Genomic DNA, 15,246 nt, shown 5'->3' with positions numbered 1-15,246 from the left:
GCGACGTCGACTGGGCCGCGCTGCAGGAGGCGGCCACCGAGGCGATGCGCCACGCCTACGCCCCCTACTCGCGCTACCGCGTGGGGGCCGCCGCGCTGGTCGACGACGGCCGGCTCGTCACCGGCTGCAACGTCGAGAACGCGGCGTACGGCGTCGCGCTGTGCGCCGAGTGCGGGCTGGTCAGCCAGCTGCACATCACCGGTGGCGGTCGCCTGACCCACTTCGTGTGCGTCGACGGCGAGGGTGCGGTGATCATGCCGTGCGGGCGCTGCCGCCAGCTGCTGTGGGAGAACGGCGGCCCCGAGCTCGAGCTGATGACCGTCTCCGGCCTGCGCCCCATGAAGGAGGTCCTGCCCGATGCGTTCGGTCCCGACGACCTCGCTTGACCTGTCCGACCCGGCCGTCGCCGCCGACCCCTACCCGTTCTTCGCCGCCGAGCGTGCGCAGCACCCGGTGGCCTGGCACGAGGGCACCCAGCGCTGGCTGACCTTCTCGCACGCGACGGTCGGCGCGGTCCAGCGCGACCGGCGCCTGGGCCGGTTGTGGACCGACAAGGAGCCCGCCTCCTACCTCGAGCCGTTCAACCTGCTGCACCGCAACCAGATGATGGAGAACGAGCCGCCGGTGCACACGCGGCTGCGCCGGCCGGTCGCCTCGGCCTTCAGCCGCGGCCATGTCGAGCGGCTGCGTCCGCGGGTGCGCGAGATCGCCGCCGGGCTGCTCGACGAGGTCGGCGACGGCGTCTTCGACGTCGTCGGGGCCTACGCCGAGCCGCTGCCGGTGCTGGTGATCGCCGAGCTGCTGGGGGTGCCGCGCAGCCACGTCGACGACCTGCGCGACTGGTCGCAGGCCATCGTGCGGATGTACGAGGTCGCGCCCTCCCAGCAGGTGGTCGACGACGCGGTGCGGGCCTCGGTCGACTTCGCCGCGCTGGTGCGCGACCTGGTCGCCGTACGCCGCCGCACGCCCGCCGACGACCTGGTCACCGACCTCGCCGCGACCGAGCTGAGCGACGACGAGGTCGTGGCTGCGGTGGTGCTGCTGCTCAACGCCGGCCACGAGGCCTCGGTCAACGTCTTCGGCAACGGCCTGGTCGCGATGCTGCGCCGCGGGCTGCGCCCGGGTGCCGACCCGGCTCTGTGCGTGGAGGAGATGCTGCGCTTCGACTCGGCGCTGCAGCTCTTCGAGCGCACCGCCACCGAGGCGGTCGAGGTCGGCAGCGGCGAGCAGGCGGTCGTCGTCGAGCCGGGCCAGCGGATCGCCGCGCTGCTGGGTGCGGCCAACCGCGACCCGGCCGTCTTCGAGGACGCCGACGAGTTCCGCGTCGACCGCGAGCGCAACCCGCACCTGGCCTTCGGGGTCGGCGTGCACTTCTGCCTGGGTGCGCCGCTGGCCCGCATGGAGCTCGCCGAGTCGCTGCAGGCGCTGTTCGCGCGGATGCCCGACATCACGCTGGCGGGGGAGCCGGAGAGCCGGGGCACCTTCGTGCTGCGCGGGTTCCATAGAGTTCCGGTCACCGGGCGCTAGACCGGCCCGGGGTCGACGAGGAAGAGGGATCAGATGAGCAAGCACGACGCGGTCGAGGTCATCCACGCCAAGCGGGACGGCCACGGGCTCACCGACAGCCAGATCGACTGGGTGGTCGACGCCTACACGCGCGGCGACGTCGCCGACGAGCAGATGTCGGCGCTGGCCATGGCGATCCTGCTGCGCGGCATGGACCGCGGCGAGATCAGCCGCTGGACGCAGGCGATGATCGCCTCCGGCGAGCGGATGGACTTCTCCTCGCTCTCGCGCCCCACCGCCGACAAGCACTCCACCGGCGGCGTGGGCGACAAGATCACCCTGCCGCTCGCCCCGCTGGTCGCGGCCTGCGGCGTCGCGGTGCCGCAGCTCTCGGGCCGCGGCCTGGGCCACACCGGCGGCACCCTGGACAAGCTCGAGGCGATCCCCGGCTGGCAGGCCGACCTCTCCAACGCTGCGCTCCTGGAGCAGCTCGAGGAGATCGGCGCCGTCATCTGCGCCGCGGGCGCCGAGCTGGCCCCGGCCGACAAGAAGCTCTACGCGCTGCGCGACGTGACCGGGACGGTCGAGGCGATCCCGCTGATCGCCTCCTCGATCATGAGCAAGAAGATCGCCGAGGGCACCGGCGCGCTGGTGCTCGACGTCAAGGTCGGCACCGGCGCCTTCATGAAGTCCCTCGACGACGCGCGCGAGCTGGCCGAGACCATGGTCGCGCTCGGCAACGACGCCGGGGTGACCACGGTGGCGCTGCTCACCGACATGTCGACGCCGCTGGGCCTGACCGCCGGCAACGCGATCGAGGTCGCCGAGTCGGTCGACGTGCTCGCCGGCGGCGGCCCCGCCGACGTGGTCGAGCTGACCGTCGCCCTGGCCCGCGAGATGCTCACCGCGGCCGGCGTCACCGACGTCGACCCCGCCGACAAGCTCGCCGACGGCTCGGCCATGGACGCGTGGAAGAAGATGATCCGCGCCCAGGGCGGTGACCCCGACGCCGACCTGCCGCGCGCCAAGGAGGAGCACGTCGTCGAGGCGAGCACCTCGGGCGTGCTCACCCGGCTCGACGCCATGGCCGTCGGGATGGCCGCCTGGCGCCTGGGCGCCGGCCGGGCCCGCAAGGAGGACCCGGTGCAGGCCGGCGCGGGCGTGGTGTGGCACGCGCGGCCCGGCGACGAGGTCACCGCCGGCCAGCCGCTGTTCACGCTGCTGACCGACGAGCCCGAGCGCTTCGACCGGGCCCTGGCCTCGCTCGAGGACGGCTACGACGTCGCCGAGGACGCGAGCGGCTTCACCCCCGACCCCCTGGTCATCGACCGCGTTGGGTGAGCGCAGCGCCGTCGCGCTGGTCTTCGGCTCGTCGGCGGCCGTGCTGGTCGTCGAGCTGGTGGCGCTGCGGCTGCTCGCGCCCTACCTCGGGCTGACCCTCGAGACCAGCACCCTGGTCATCGGGCTGGCCCTCACCGCCATCGCGCTCGGCTCCTGGGCCGGTGGCCGCGCCGCCGACCGGATGCCCCCGCGGCGCGCCCTGGGGCCGCTGCTGGGCATCTCCGGGGTGGTCGTGGCGCTCACGCCGCTGCTGGTGCGCGGCGGCGCCGAGACCGGCTCCGGCGGGCTGCTGCTGCCGGCCGCGACGACCACGATCGTGGTGCCCGGCGCGCTGCTCTCGGCGGTCACGCCGATGGTGACCAAGCTCCGGCTGACCAGCCTCGACGAGACCGGCAGCGTGGTGGGCCGGCTCTCCGGCATCGCCACCGCCGGCTCGATCGCCGGCACCGTGGTGACCGGCTTCTTCCTGGTCTCCCTGGTGCCCGTCAGCGTCATCCTCGTCGGGCTCGGGGCCGTGCTCGTGCTGGCCGGTGTCGTCGTCGACTGGCGGGTGCGCGGCTGGCGCGCCGGCGCCACCCCGGTGGTCCTGGTGCTGCTCGGCGGGCTGGGCGCGGCCGCCGCTCCCGGCGGCTGCGACGTCGAGACCACCTACCACTGCGCCGTGGTGCAGGAGGACCCCGAGCGGGCGGGCGGGCTGGTGCTGGTCCTCGACGGGGTGCGGCACTCCTACGTCGACCCCGACGACCCGACGTACCTCGACTTCGTCTACGTGCGCGCCGCCGCCGCGGCGATCGACGCCGTGCACCCGGCCGGGGAGCCGGTCGCGGCCTACCACCTCGGTGGCGGCGGGCTGACCCTGCCGCGCTGGCTGGCGGCGACCCGGCCGGGCAGCAGCAGCCTCGTCTCCGAGATCGACGGCGGCGTCGTCGACCTCGACGTCGAGCGGCTCGGCCTGGAGACCGGCCCCGACCTCGAGGTGCGGGTCGAGGACGGGCGGCTGGGCCTGGGGCGGCTCGACGACGCGGCGTACGACCTGGTCGTCGGTGACGCGTTCGGCGGGCTGAGCCCGCCCTGGCACCTCACCACCGTGGAGGCGGTCCGCGAGATGAGGCGGGTGCTGGTCGACGACGGTGCCTACGTGCAGAACCTCATCGACCGCGGCCCGCTGGCCTTCGCCCGGGCCGAGCTGGCCACCCTGGGCGAGGTCTTCGAGCACGTCGCGCTGCTCGCCTCGCCGGCCACGCTGGCCCGCGAGGACGGCGGCAACCTGGTCGCCGTGGCCTCGCCCGCGCCGCTCGACCTCGAGCGGGTGCAGGACGGTCTCGACGAGCGCGGCACCGGGTGGCGGCTGGTCACGGGCGCCGACCTGGAGGAGTGGGTCGACGGGGCCGAGGTGCTCACCGACGACCACGCCCCGGTCGACCAGCTGGTGACGCCGTACGGCTGAGAGCATGGCGGCATGGATGCCCGTGTGCTGCTCGCAACCTTCTGCCTGATGCCCGAGGGCGAGCCCGGCGGCTCGCTGCTCGTCGACGCCCTGGCCGAGCGCGGCGTCGAGGCCGCGTGGGCGGTCTGGGACGACCCGGCCGTCGACTGGGCGGCCGCCGACCTGGTCGCCGTCCGGGCGACCTGGGACTACCAGCGCCGGCTGGGTGCCTGGCGCGACTGGGTGGGCCGCGTCGAGAAGGAGACCCGCCTGCTCAACGGCGGCGCCGTCTTCGACTGGAACACCGACAAGGCCTACCTGGAGACCCTGGGCGAGCACGTGCCGGTGGTGCCCTCCGAGCTGGTCGCCGACGAGGACCTCGTCGGGGGCCTGCGCCGGGCGCTGGCGCGCTGGGACAGCGTCGTGGTGAAGCCGCGCGTCGGGGCCGGCGGGGTCGGGGTGGTCGTGGTCGACTCGCTCGAGGACGACCGGCTGGTCGGCCTGACCCCCGGGCCCTGGCTGGCGCAGCCGCTCGTGGAGTCGGTGCGCACCCGCGGCGAGACGTCGGTCGTCGTGCTCGACGGGCAGGCGCGCACCCAGGTCGACAAGGTCCCGGGCGCCGGGGAGGTGCGGGTGCACACCGAGCACGGCGGGCGCAGCACCCTGGTCGACGTGGCGCCGGAGGCCGAGCGGCTGGCGCTGGAGGCGGTGCGGGCGGCCGAGGCGCTGCTGGAGCAGCGCCTCGACTACGCCCGCGTCGACTCGATGGAGCTCGACGGGCGGCTCGTGGTCAGCGAGCTCGAGCTGATCGAGCCGGGGCTCTACCTCGACCTCGCGCCGGGCTCCGCCGGCCCGTTCGCCGACCTGGTGCTCGACCGGCTGGGGTGAGGGCTCTCAGTCGGTGAGCAGCAGCACGACCGACTCGGCGACGCAGGCCGGCTTGTCGACGCCCTCGATCTCGACGGTGTAGCGCACGGTCGCCTGCTTGCCGGCGGGGATGTCGGTGACCTCGCCGAGGGTGACCGTGGCCCGGATCTTCGAGCCGACGAGCACCGGGTTCGGGAAGCGCACCTTGTTGACGCCGTAGTTGAGCTTGGCGCCGGGGGTGTCGAAGCTGAAGACCTTGCTGCCCAGCCACGGCACCAGCGAGAGCGTCAGGTAGCCGTGGGCGATGGTGCCGCCGAAGGGGCCCTCCTTGGCGCGCTCGACGTCGACGTGGATCCACTGGTGGTCACCGGTCGCGTCGGCGAAGGTGTCGACCCGCTGCTGGTCGATCTCGACCCAGTCGCTGGTGCCGAGCTCCTGGCCGGCGGCCTCGGAGACCTCGTCGAGGGAGGTGAACACGCGCATGGTGGCTCCTGTCTGGAAGGTGTGCGGGGGCGGGGTGCAAGGATGCCGCCATGAGCAGCACCCGCACCGAACCTATCGTCCCGACCGCGAGCCAGGTGGCCCGCGCACCCAAGGTCGTGCTGCACGACCACCTCGACGGCGGGCTGCGCCCGGCCACGGTGCTCGAGCTGGCCCGCGAGGTCGACCACGCGCTGCCGGCCGACACGGCCGAGTCGCTGGCGCAGTGGTTCGCCGAGTCGGCCGACTCCGGCTCCCTGGAGCGCTACCTCGAGACCTTCCAGCACACCGTGGCGGTGATGCAGACCGCGCCGGCGCTGACCCGGGTCGCGCGTGAGTTCGTCGAGGACCTGGTCGCCGACGGCGTCGTCTACGCCGAGGTGCGCTACGCCCCCGAGCAGCACGTCGAGCACGGCCTGAGCCTCGACGAGGTGGTCGCCGCGGTGAAGCAGGGCTTCGACGAGGCCGTCAACGCCGCCGACGGCGCCATCGTCGTGCGCCAGCTGCTGACCGCCATGCGCCACCAGGCCCGCTCGATGGAGATCGCCGAGCTCGCGGTCGCCTGGCGCGACCGCGGCGTCGCCGGCTTCGACATCGCCGGCGCCGAGGCCGGCTACCCCCCGACCCGCCACCTCGACGCCTTCGAGTACCTCCAGCGCGAGAACGGCTACTTCACCATCCACGCCGGCGAGGCCTTCGGGCTGCCCTCGATCTGGCAGGCGCTGCAGTGGTGCGGCGCCGACCGGCTCGGGCACGGCGTGCGCATCGTCGACGACATCGAGGTCGCCGACGACGGCACCGTCACCCTGGGCCGGCTGGCGGCGTACGTGCGCGACCGGCGGGTGCCGCTCGAGCTGTGCCCGGCCAGCAACGTGCAGACCGGCGCGGCGAGCTCGATCGCCGAGCACCCGATCGGGCTGCTGACCCGGCTGCGCTTCCGGGTCACGGTCAACACCGACAACCGGCTGATGTCGGACACCTCGATGACCAAGGAGATGACCGCACTCGTCGACGCCTTCGGCTACACCCTCGACGACCTGCGCTGGTTCACCATCAACGCGATGAAGTCGGCGTTCCTGCCCTTCGACGAGCGCCTCACCATCATCGACGAGGTCATCAAGCCCGGGTACGCCGCCCTGGCCGCGGAGGGCGCGTGAACCTCGCGCTGAGCGTGGTCATGCTCGGCGCCGCGGTGCTGGCGCTGCTGGCCGGCGTCGTGCTGGCCGTGGTCGGCCTGCGCCAGCGGCGCGAGGCCGCCGGCTTCGGCGAGCGCTCGGAGCCGACGACCGCCGAGGTGCTCGAGTCGCTGCCCAAGGACGTGGCGATGGCCGGGGAGCCGGTGACGATCTACTACCAGCAGCTGCGCTACCGCGTCGGCGAGCGCGACGTCGAGGCCCAGACCATGACCGGCGTCGAGCCGCCGGTGCCGCACGTGGGGGAGCAGGTCGAGGTCCGCTACGACCCCCGGCACCCCTCCCGCGTCGTGCTCGCCAGCGCCGACCCCGTCGCAGGCGCCGGCGCCACGTCGATGGCCCTGGCCCGGATGATGCTCGGCCTCGGCATGTCGCTCCCCGTCGCCTGGGTCGTCATCCTCGGCATCGCCCGCACCCTCTGAGGAGCGCGGCGCTCCGGGTCGGCGGTGACCCAGCAACCATCGGTCATGCCCATCCGGTTGCTGGAGCACCGCTGACCTCGTCGGCCTCGGCCCAGCGGTGCGCTGGCAACCGGACCCGTCGGCAGAACGGTTGCTGACGCACCGCTCCACCGGACGCGCCCGCTCAGCCGGCGACGGCAGCCGGTGCCACCACGAACCACGGCGTGCGCCAGCGCCCGAACGGCAGCCGTCCGGTCTCGAACGCCTTCCGGGTCACGCGCATCGTCGCGCCGCGCGCTGGGTCCCAGACCAGCAGGTCCTCGCCGCGCACCCCGACCACCAGCACCACGTGCCGCGGCAGCAGCGGCGAGCCGACGTACAGCGGCACCGGCACGTCGTGGCCCGCGAGCACGAGCAGCGAGGCGAAGGCACCCGACCGGGCACCCAGCCGCACCAGCCCGGTGCGCCATCGCCCACCCGGACGCCGCGAGAGGCGCCGGGCGACCGCCCACGGGGGAGTGCCGAGCAGCCGGGGCCACGGCAGCGCGGCGGCACCGTGGTCACGCAGCCCGGTCACCTCGCGGTGCACCCGCAGCACCTCGGCGGGCCAGGAGCCGGGGTCGGCGCGCAACCGGGCGTCGTACGACGCGTCGGTGAGCATGGTGGCCACGACCAGGCAGGCGGCGCCGCAGGAGCGCTGGTCGGGCTGGCGGTGCGGCCAGCGTGGGTCAGACACGGTCCGGACGCATGCCTGCGACCCGCTCGAGCGCCTCGGTCGGCGAGACCGGCTCGCAGCCCTTCGCGACCGCGTCGGCGACGACGCCGCGCTGGGCCCGGGCCAGGGCCAGCCCGCGGCGCACCAGCACCAGCGGCGGCTTGCGCCGCTCGCGCAGGTCGCGGGTCAGCCGCAGCCAGAAGGTGCGCGCCGTGCTGCGCCTGATGCAGTACGCCGCCGCCAGCAGGTCCGCGGTCCGCGCGGGCTCCACGACGTCGGGGGCGAAGATGCCCTCGGCCACGAAGAGCGGCGCCCCGCCCAGGTCGACCGGGCGCCACCCGGTGCGGCCGTTGCGGGCGATCTCGTAGACCGGCACGTCGGCCCGGCCGCGCTCGCACAGCTCGCGCATGGTCGCCAGCGCGTCGTCGGGCAGCCACGAGTCGGGGTGGTCCCAGTCGACGATCCCGGCGTTGGGGCCCTCGGTGATGCGCGGCAGCGATGGGTCGTCGCCGTCCTTGTAGAAGTCGTCGAGGCGCAGCACCGGCAGGCCGAGGCGTTCGGCGAGCCGGGACTTGCCCGACCCCGAGGGGCCGGCCAGGACGATGACCTGGGCGAGCAGGACGCTCACACCCCCATGGGGTGCCACACCGTCTTGGTCTCCAGGAACGCCGTCATCGGCTCGAGGCCGGGCTCGGCGCTCCAGTCGGGCTCGGCGGCGGGAGCACGGCGCACCCGCTTGAGGTTGTCGGCGGCCGCGACCTCGAGCTCGGTGGCCAGGGTCGCGTCACCCGCGACGCCGCACAGGTCGATCGCGTTGACGTCCATGTGGGCGGCCAGCCAGGGCGCCACGGTGGCCGCCTTGCCGGTGAGGATGTTGACCACGCCTCCCGGCACGTCGCTGGTGGCGAGCACCTCGGCGAGGTTCACCGCCGGCAGCGGGCGCGAGTAGGAGGAGACCAGCACGGCGGTGTTGCCGCTGACGATCACCGGCGCCAGCACCGAGACCAGGCCCAGCAGCGAGGAGCGCTCGGGGGCGAGCACCGCCACGACGCCGGTCGGCTCGGGGGTGGAGAGGTTGAAGAACGGCCCCGCGACCGGGTTGGCGTTGCCGACGACCTGGGCGAGCTTGTCGGCCCACCCGGCGTACCAGACCCACCGGTCGACGGCCTCGTCGACGACCCGTTCGGCCTTGCTGCCCGAGAGCCCCTCGGACTGCTGGACGGCCTGCACGAACTGCGGGCGGCGGTCCTCCATCACCTCGGCGACCCGGTAGAGGATCTGCGCGCGGTTGTAGGCGGTGCGCCCGGCCCAGCCGGACTGGGCCTTGCGGGCCACGCCGACGGCGTCGCGGGCGTCCTTGCGCGAGGCGAGGGCGGCGTTGGCCACGAAGGCTCCCTTGTGGTCGTTGACGACGTAGGAGTAGCCCGACTCCGAGCGCGGGAAGGCGCCGCCGATGAAGAGCTTGTAGGTCTTGCGGACGTCGATGCGGTTGCTCACGCGTCGGCTCCCTTCAGGTAGGCGGCGAGGCCGTGGCGCCCGCCCTCACGGCCGTAGCCCGACTCCTTGTAGCCGCCGAAGGGGCTGGTGGGGTCGAACTTGTTGAACGTGTTGGCCCACACGACGCCGGCGCGCAGGCGCCCGGCGATGTCGAGGATGCGCGAGCCCTTGTCGGTCCAGATCCCCGCCGAGAGGCCGTACGGCGTGTTGTTGGCCTTCTCGACCGCCTCGCTGGGGGTGCGGAAGGTCAGCACCGACAGCACGGGGCCGAAGATCTCCTCGCGCGCGATGCGGTGCGCCTGGGAGACCCCGGTGAAGACCGTGGGCGGGAACCAGAAGCCGTTGGCGGGCAGCTCGCACTCGGGCGACCAGCGCCCGGCGCCCTCGGCCTCGCCGACGTCGGAGAGCTCGCGGATGCGGGCCAGCTGGGCGGCGGAGTTGATGGCGCCCACGTCGGTGTTCTTGTCGAGCGGGTCGCCCAGGCGCAGGGTCGACATGCGGCGCTTGAGGCGCTCGAGCACCTCGTCGGCCACCGACTCCTGCACCAGCAGCCGCGAGCCGGCGCAGCACACGTGGCCCTGGTTGAAGAAGATGCCGTTGACGATGCCCTCGACCGCCTGGTCCATGGGGGCGTCGTCGAAGACGATGTTGGCGGCCTTGCCGCCGAGCTCGAGGGTCACCTTCTTGTCGCTGCCCGCGACGGTGCGGGCGATGGCCTTGCCGACCCCGGTGGAGCCGGTGAAGGCGACCTTGTCGACGCCCGGGTGGCCCACCAGGGCCTCGCCGGTGGCGCCGGCACCGGTGATGATGTTGACGACGCCCGGGGGCAGGTCGGCCTGCTGGCAGATCTCGGCGAAGAGCAGGGCCGTCAGCGGCGTGGTCTCGGCGGGCTTGAGCACCACGGTGTTGCCGCAGGCCAGCGCCGGGGCGATCTTCCAGGCCAGCATCAGCAGCGGGAAGTTCCACGGGATGACCTGGCCGGCCACGCCCAGCGGGGTGCTGCCGTAGCCGGAGTGCTCGAGCTTGTCGGCCCACCCGGCGTAGTAGAAGAAGAAGGCGGCCGCGGTCGGGACGTCGACGTCGCGCGACTCCTTGATCGGCTTGCCGTTGTCGATGGTCTCCAGCACCGCGATCTCGCGGGAGCGCTCCTGCAGGATGCGCGCGATGCGGTAGAGGTACTTGGCGCGCTCGCGCCCGGGCATCGGGCCCCAGACCTTGTCGTAGGCCTTGCGGGCGGCCTTGACCGCGGCGTCGACGTCGGAGGCGTCGGCCTCGGCGACCTCGGCGAGCACCTCCTCGGTGGCCGGGTTGACCGTCTTGAAGGGGGTGCCGTGGCCGTCGGTGAACTCACCGTTGACGAAGAGCCCGTAGGAGCCCTTGATGTCGACGATCGCGCGGGACTCGGGGGCGGGTGCGTACTCGAAGATGCTCATGCGATCAGTCCAGGGTGAAGTAGTCGGGGCCGGAGTAGCGGCCGGTGCGCATCTTGGTCCGCTGCATCAGCAGGTCGTTGAGCAGCGTGGAGGCGCCGAAGCGGAACCAGTCGGGGTCGAGCCAGTCGGGGCCGGCGACCTCGTTGACGGTGACCAGGTACTTGATCGCGTCCTTGGTGGAGCGGATGCCGCCGGCGGGCTTGACGCCCACCATCTGCCCGGTGGCCTCGCGCCAGTCGCGCACGGCCTCGAGCATGATCATGGTGACCGGCAGGGTCGCGGCCGGCTGGGTCTTGCCGGTGGAGGTCTTGATGAAGTGGCCGCCGGCCATCATCGCCAGCCACGAGGCGCGGCGGACGTTGTCGTAGGTCTGCAGCTCGCCGGTCTCGAAGATCACCTTGAGGTGGGCGGGCCCGCAGGCCTCCTTGACCGCCACGATCTCCTCGTAGACGTCGAGGTAGCGCCCGGCGAGGAACGCGCCGCGGTCGATGACCATGTCGATCTCGTCGGCGCCGGCCGCGACGGCCTCACGGGTGTCGGCGAGCTTGACCTCGCGCGAGGCGCGGCCGCTGGGGAACGCGGTGGCCACGGCGGCGACGTGGACGCCGCTGTCGCCGAGGGTCTCGCGCGCGGTGGCGACCAGGTCGCCGTACACGCACACGGCCGCGACCGGCGGGCACGACGCGTCGGCGGGGTCGGGGCGGATCGCCTTGCTGGCCAGCGCGCGGACCTTGCCGGGGGTGTCGGCGCCCTCGAGCGTGGTCAGGTCGACCATCCGGATGGCCAGGTCGATGGCCTGCGCCTTCGCGGTGGTCTTGATCGACCGGGTGCTCAACGAGGCGGCGCGCGCCTCGGCGCCGACCTGGTCGACGCCGGGCAGGCCGTGCAGGAACCGGCGCAGGGACGCATCGGAGCGGGTGACGTCCGAGAAGTCCCCGCCGGTGGCGGAACCGGTGGCCGCGCCGGCCGCGGTGGCGGCCGGGGCGTCCGTGGTGGGCGTGGAGGGCATTGGGCCAGCATAAGGTTGGCGGCCGACGGCGCCACAACCGTCGAGCAGCCCCTCACCCCCGCCCCTGGATGGAGCACCTGTCATGACCGGCCCGGACGAGTACGTCGAGGTCTTCAAGCCGACGAGCGGACGCTTCCTGGGGGTGGTGGGCCTCCTGGTCTGCGCCGGGGTCGTGGCGATCGGGCTGCTCGACCGCGACTCCGGCATCGGCGTCACCTCCATCGCCCTGGCGGTGCTGGTGGGGGTGCTGGTGCACGGCTCGATGCTCAAGCCCGTGGTGCGCGCCACCGACGACGAGCTCGAGATGGTCAACCTCTTCGAGACCGTCCGGCTGCCGCTGGCCGGTGTCGAGACCGTGGCGGTGCGCCAGGTGCTCGCCGTGCTCGTCGGCGACAAGCGCTACGTCTCCCCGGCGGTGGGCCGCACCTTCCGCCAGGCGCTGCGCAAGCCGCGCTCGACCCGGGAGCTGGCGATGACGCCGGTGCCGGGGGAGGGCCTGGTGGCCGAGGAGGGCATGAACTACGCCGACTTCGTCGAGGACCGGCTGCGCGAGCTGGCGGCCCAGGCCCGCAGCCGGCACCGCGTCAAGCTCGGCAGCAGCGAGCAGGCCGCGCTGGCCGCCCAGGTCGTGCGCCGCCCGGCGCTCGTGCAGATCGGGCTCACGGTGCTCGCGGGCGCCGTCGTCGTGCTCAGCCTCCTGCTCGGCTAGAGACCGAGCGCGGCCCGTACGTCGCCCCCGAGCGCGTCGAGGCGCGTGGCGGCCGAGATGCGGGCCGCCTCGACGGGCTCGTCGCGCACCGGCACGACGACCTCGAGGTAGGCCTTGAGCTTGGGCTCGGTGCCGCTGGGGCGGACCACCACGCGGGCGCCGTCGGCCAGCCGGTAGCGCAGGCCCTCGGTCGGCGGCAGGTCGGCGGAGCCCTCGGCGAGGTCGTCGACGCCTTCGACCGCCAGGCCGCCGAGCTCGGTGGGCGGCTGCTCGCGCAGCCGGGCCATCGCGTCGGTGATCAGTGCGAGGTCGTCGACGCGGACGCTGACCTGGTCGGTGGCGTGCAGGCCGTGCTCGGTGGCCAGGTCGTCGAGCAGATCGAGCAGGGTGCGCCCCTGGGCCTTCGCGTCGGCGGCCATCTCGCAGAGCAGCAGCAGCGCCGAGACGCCGTCCTTGTCGCGCACGTGCTCGGGGTCGCAGCAGTAGCCGAGCGCCTCCTCGTAGCCGAAGGAGAGCCCCTCGACGCGACCGATCCACTTGAAGCCGGTGAGCGTCTCGGCGTACGGCAGGCCGGCGGCGGCGGCGATCTTGCCGAGCAGGCTCGACGACACGATGCTCGTGGCCAGTGTGCCGGTGACGCCGCGGCCCACCAGGTGGGAGGCGAGCAGCGCGCCCACCTCGTCGCCGCGCAGCATCCGCCAGCCGGTGGGCGTGGGCACCGCGGCCGCGCAGCGGTCGGCGTCGGGGTCGTTGGCCACCACGAGGTCGGCGTCGGTGCGCTCGGCGAGGGCGAGCGCCAGGTCCATCGCCCCGTCCTCCTCGGGGTTCGGGAAGGGCACGGTGGGGAAGTCGGCGTCGGGCTGCTCCTGCTGCTCCACGACCCGGGGCGCCGCGAAGCCGGCGGTCTCGAGCACCTGCGCCACCGTGCTGCCGCCGACGCCGTGCAGCGGGGTGTAGACGACGTCGAGGTCGCGCGGGCCGTCGCCGGCCAGCGCCGCGACGGTGTCGAGGTAGGCGTCGAGGATGTTCTCGTCGAGCACCCGGGCGCCGTCGGCGCGGGGCACCGAGGACAGCTCGCCGACCGCGGCGATCCGCTTGGCGATCTCGGCGTCGGCGGGCGGCACGATCTGGCTGCCGTCACCGAGGTAGACCTTGTAGCCGTTGTCCTGCGGGGGGTTGTGGCTGGCGGTGACCATCACGCCGGCCACGCAGCCGAGCTCGCGGATGGCGTAGGCCAGCACGGGGGTGGGCAGCGGGCGCGGCAGCAGCCACACGTCGAGCCCGGCGCCGTTGATGATCTCGGCGCTGTCGCGGGCGAACTGCTCGGAGAGGTGGCGGGCGTCGTAGCCGATCACCACCGCGCCACGACCGGCGTGCCCACCCTCGGCGTCGGCGACCAGGTACGCCGCCAGGCCGGCCGCGGCCCGCGACACCACCACGCGGTTCATCCGGTTGGGCCCCGCGCCCATCGCGCCCCGCAGGCCGGCGGTGCCGAACTCGAGGGTGCCGTCGAAGCGGTCGGCCAGGTCGGCGCGGGCGGCCTCGTCGCCGGACTCGACGGACGCCACGAGCCGCTCCAGCTCGTCGCGGGTCGTCGGGTCGGGGTCGGCGTCGGCCCAGGCGCGGGCGCGGTCGAGCAGCTCGGTCGAGGAGGTCGGCGAGGTCATGCCCGCACGCTAGCCCCTGGCGAGGGGTCCTGCCCGGGGGAGGTGTCGGTGCCCGCGCCTAGGATCGAGGGGTGAAGCGACGATGAGCAAGATGGACGCCCTGCGGGCGATGCGCGAGGCCAAGTACGAGGCCGCCCAGAAGACGGCCCAGAAGACGGCCCAGAAGACCGCCCGGAAGGTCGCCACGCCGCCCCCGGTGGCGCCGGCGGCCCCGAGGTCCTCGACGACCCCGGACGCCCCGGCCAGCGACGCCCCGGCCAGCGACGCACTGTGCGGGCACCGCAACATGAGCGGGCGCACCTGCACCCGTGAGCACGGGCACGCCGCGAAGAGCCACCGCTACTCCTGAGCGGTGACCGCCCTTCTCACTCCACGGGTGCTTGGAGCATCGCGACGATCATCCGCACCAGGTTGCCGACGAACTCGTCGGTCCCCAGCTGCGGCCGGCGCGAGTGCTCGCGATCCATGGCGCGGGCGCGGTCGCTGACGGCGCGCAGCAGGAAGCCGGTCACCAGCGCGAGGCGCTCCTCGACGATGTGCGCGGGCATCTCCGGCATCCGGGCGCGGATCTCCTCGAAGACCGCCCAGCCACCGGTGCGCTCGAGCGCCTCACGCACCCCGGGGTGGATGTCGATGCGCTCCTCGGCGACCAGCTCGGCCACGATCTGCACGTAGTGGCGACCGCTGCTGCCGGTCTCGGCCAGCTCGGTGGTCGGGCGCGCGGAGGCCTCGACGGCGGCCGCCAGGTCGCCCGGGCGCTCGCGGGCGGCGGCCAGGAGCGCGAGCTCGCGCTCGCTCAGGAACGCGGCGTGCTGCTCGAGCACCGCCGCGATCAGGCCCTCGCGGGTCCCGAAGTGGTAGTGCACGGCGCCGCGGTTGCGCTGGCCGGCCTGCCGGGTGATGTCGAGCAGGGAGGCGTTGGCCGTGCCGTGCTCGGCGAAGGCGCCGCTGGCCGCTGCGATCAGTCGCTGGCGGGTCTCGGCCCCGCTGTCGTTGCTCATC

General features: G+C 73.9%; 17 protein-coding genes. 9 read left to right on the top strand and 8 right to left on the bottom strand.

The window, feature by feature from the left end; all coding sequences use genetic code 11:
- Window positions 1-44 precede the first annotated feature (44 nt).
- The 5 genes from H0S66_RS02760 to H0S66_RS02740 are packed head-to-tail and all read left to right on the top strand — an operon-like array spanning window position 45 to window position 5,161.
- Complete coding sequence (locus H0S66_RS02760) at window positions 45-386, top strand: cytidine deaminase (RefSeq protein ID WP_338037245.1); 342 nt, start codon at window positions 45-47, stop codon at window positions 384-386.
- A complete protein-coding gene (locus H0S66_RS02755) occupies window positions 358-1,527 on the top strand; it encodes a cytochrome P450 (RefSeq protein WP_179614026.1) in 1,170 nt (389 codons plus the stop codon). The genes H0S66_RS02760 and H0S66_RS02755 overlap by 29 nt, the downstream gene beginning before the upstream one ends.
- A gap of 33 nt (window positions 1,528-1,560) precedes the next feature.
- Window positions 1,561-2,847: a thymidine phosphorylase gene (locus H0S66_RS02750; protein ID WP_179614025.1), complete on the top strand. Its 1,287-nt coding sequence runs from the start codon at window positions 1,561-1,563 to the stop codon at window positions 2,845-2,847.
- A complete protein-coding gene (locus H0S66_RS02745; RefSeq protein WP_179614024.1) occupies window positions 2,840-4,294 on the top strand; it encodes a fused MFS/spermidine synthase in 1,455 nt (484 codons plus the stop codon). Before H0S66_RS02750 ends, H0S66_RS02745 begins: the two co-directional genes overlap by 8 nt.
- Window positions 4,295-4,306: 12 nt before the next feature.
- Window positions 4,307-5,161 carry an ATP-grasp domain-containing protein gene (locus tag H0S66_RS02740; RefSeq protein WP_179614023.1) on the top strand — a complete coding sequence of 285 codons (855 nt, stop codon included), beginning with the start codon at window positions 4,307-4,309 and terminating at the stop codon, window positions 5,159-5,161.
- A 6-nt stretch (window positions 5,162-5,167) separates the two neighbouring features.
- Here the strand turns inward: H0S66_RS02740 and H0S66_RS02735 are convergent, their stop codons facing one another.
- On the bottom strand, window positions 5,168-5,623 hold the full coding sequence (locus H0S66_RS02735) for a MaoC family dehydratase (protein ID WP_179614022.1): 456 nt from the start codon (window positions 5,621-5,623) through the stop codon (window positions 5,168-5,170).
- Between the two features lie 50 nt (window positions 5,624-5,673).
- Here H0S66_RS02735 and H0S66_RS02730 point away from each other — a divergent pair, with 50 nt between their 5' ends.
- Window positions 5,674-6,777: an adenosine deaminase gene (locus tag H0S66_RS02730; RefSeq protein WP_179614021.1), complete on the top strand. Its 1,104-nt coding sequence runs from the start codon at window positions 5,674-5,676 to the stop codon at window positions 6,775-6,777.
- The gene (locus H0S66_RS02725) at window positions 6,774-7,235 is read left to right on the top strand and encodes a DUF3592 domain-containing protein (RefSeq protein WP_179614020.1); all 462 of its coding nucleotides are present in this window, start codon (window positions 6,774-6,776) and stop codon (window positions 7,233-7,235) included. The genes H0S66_RS02730 and H0S66_RS02725 overlap by 4 nt, the downstream gene beginning before the upstream one ends.
- A gap of 163 nt (window positions 7,236-7,398) precedes the next feature.
- Here H0S66_RS02725 and H0S66_RS02720 read toward each other — a convergent pair whose 3' ends face one another.
- The 5 genes from H0S66_RS02720 to deoC are packed head-to-tail and all read right to left on the bottom strand — an operon-like array spanning window position 7,399 to window position 11,868.
- Window positions 7,399-7,950 carry a hypothetical protein gene (locus tag H0S66_RS02720; RefSeq protein WP_179614019.1) on the bottom strand — a complete coding sequence of 184 codons (552 nt, stop codon included), beginning with the start codon at window positions 7,948-7,950 and terminating at the stop codon, window positions 7,399-7,401.
- On the bottom strand, window positions 7,943-8,557 hold the full coding sequence (locus H0S66_RS02715; protein ID WP_258017072.1) for an ATP-binding protein: 615 nt from the start codon (window positions 8,555-8,557) through the stop codon (window positions 7,943-7,945). The genes H0S66_RS02720 and H0S66_RS02715 overlap by 8 nt, the downstream gene beginning before the upstream one ends.
- Window positions 8,554-9,426: an aldehyde dehydrogenase family protein gene (locus H0S66_RS02710; RefSeq protein ID WP_179614018.1), complete on the bottom strand. Its 873-nt coding sequence runs from the start codon at window positions 9,424-9,426 to the stop codon at window positions 8,554-8,556. Before H0S66_RS02710 ends, H0S66_RS02715 begins: the two co-directional genes overlap by 4 nt.
- Window positions 9,423-10,859, bottom strand: a complete 1,437-nt coding sequence (locus H0S66_RS02705) for an aldehyde dehydrogenase family protein (RefSeq protein WP_218876211.1) — start codon at window positions 10,857-10,859, stop codon at window positions 9,423-9,425. Before H0S66_RS02705 ends, H0S66_RS02710 begins: the two co-directional genes overlap by 4 nt.
- Window positions 10,860-10,863: 4 nt before the next feature.
- Window positions 10,864-11,868, bottom strand: coding sequence for a deoxyribose-phosphate aldolase (gene deoC / locus H0S66_RS02700; protein WP_179614017.1), 1,005 nt, complete (start codon window positions 11,866-11,868; stop codon window positions 10,864-10,866).
- 82 nt (window positions 11,869-11,950) lie between these two features.
- Here deoC and H0S66_RS02695 point away from each other — a divergent pair, with 82 nt between their 5' ends.
- Window positions 11,951-12,577 carry a hypothetical protein gene (locus H0S66_RS02695; protein WP_179614016.1) on the top strand — a complete coding sequence of 209 codons (627 nt, stop codon included), beginning with the start codon at window positions 11,951-11,953 and terminating at the stop codon, window positions 12,575-12,577.
- On the opposite strand, the gene H0S66_RS02690 is transcribed toward H0S66_RS02695, so the two are convergent.
- On the bottom strand, window positions 12,574-14,244 hold the full coding sequence (locus H0S66_RS02690; RefSeq protein ID WP_179614015.1) for a phospho-sugar mutase: 1,671 nt from the start codon (window positions 14,242-14,244) through the stop codon (window positions 12,574-12,576). The two genes, H0S66_RS02695 and H0S66_RS02690, sit on opposite strands and share 4 nt — an antisense overlap.
- 82 nt (window positions 14,245-14,326) lie before the next feature.
- On the opposite strand from H0S66_RS02690, the gene H0S66_RS02685 reads away from it, so the two are divergent.
- Window positions 14,327-14,593 (top strand): hypothetical protein, encoded by a 267-nt coding sequence (locus tag H0S66_RS02685; RefSeq protein ID WP_179614014.1) that lies wholly within the window; start codon window positions 14,327-14,329, stop codon window positions 14,591-14,593.
- Between the two features lie 16 nt (window positions 14,594-14,609).
- On the opposite strand, the gene H0S66_RS02680 is transcribed toward H0S66_RS02685, so the two are convergent.
- The gene (locus H0S66_RS02680; protein ID WP_179614013.1) at window positions 14,610-15,245 is read right to left on the bottom strand and encodes a TetR family transcriptional regulator; all 636 of its coding nucleotides are present in this window, start codon (window positions 15,243-15,245) and stop codon (window positions 14,610-14,612) included.
- Window position 15,246 lies beyond the last annotated feature (1 nt).

The sequence above is a fragment of the Nocardioides marinisabuli genome (assembly GCF_013466785.1).
Classification (GTDB): Bacteria; Actinomycetota; Actinomycetes; order Propionibacteriales; family Nocardioidaceae; genus Nocardioides; species Nocardioides marinisabuli.
Note: the sequence above shows the minus strand (reverse complement) of the source record. Positions and strands in the feature narration are given on the sequence as shown.

Excerpts from the sequence above, each read along its gene's own strand:
- H0S66_RS02730 (WP_179614021.1), top strand. The coding sequence starts at position 5,674 with ATGAGCAGCACCCGCACCGAACCTATCGTCCCGACCGCGAGCCAGGTG.
- H0S66_RS02735 (WP_179614022.1), bottom strand. The coding sequence starts at position 5,623 with ATGCGCGTGTTCACCTCCCTCGACGAGGTCTCCGAGGCCGCCGGCCAG.
- H0S66_RS02695 (WP_179614016.1), top strand. The coding sequence starts at position 11,951 with ATGACCGGCCCGGACGAGTACGTCGAGGTCTTCAAGCCGACGAGCGGA.
- H0S66_RS02750 (WP_179614025.1), top strand. The coding sequence starts at position 1,561 with ATGAGCAAGCACGACGCGGTCGAGGTCATCCACGCCAAGCGGGACGGC.
- H0S66_RS02690 (WP_179614015.1), bottom strand. The coding sequence starts at position 14,244 with ATGACCTCGCCGACCTCCTCGACCGAGCTGCTCGACCGCGCCCGCGCC.
- H0S66_RS02755 (WP_179614026.1), top strand. The coding sequence starts at position 358 with ATGCGTTCGGTCCCGACGACCTCGCTTGACCTGTCCGACCCGGCCGTC.
- deoC (WP_179614017.1), bottom strand. The coding sequence starts at position 11,868 with ATGCCCTCCACGCCCACCACGGACGCCCCGGCCGCCACCGCGGCCGGC.
- H0S66_RS02680 (WP_179614013.1), bottom strand. The coding sequence starts at position 15,245 with ATGAGCAACGACAGCGGGGCCGAGACCCGCCAGCGACTGATCGCAGCG.
- H0S66_RS02705 (WP_218876211.1), bottom strand. The coding sequence starts at position 10,859 with ATGAGCATCTTCGAGTACGCACCCGCCCCCGAGTCCCGCGCGATCGTC.
- H0S66_RS02760 (WP_338037245.1), top strand. The coding sequence starts at position 45 with ATGCGCCACGCCTACGCCCCCTACTCGCGCTACCGCGTGGGGGCCGCC.
- H0S66_RS02740 (WP_179614023.1), top strand. The coding sequence starts at position 4,307 with ATGGATGCCCGTGTGCTGCTCGCAACCTTCTGCCTGATGCCCGAGGGC.
- H0S66_RS02685 (WP_179614014.1), top strand. The coding sequence starts at position 14,327 with ATGAGCAAGATGGACGCCCTGCGGGCGATGCGCGAGGCCAAGTACGAG.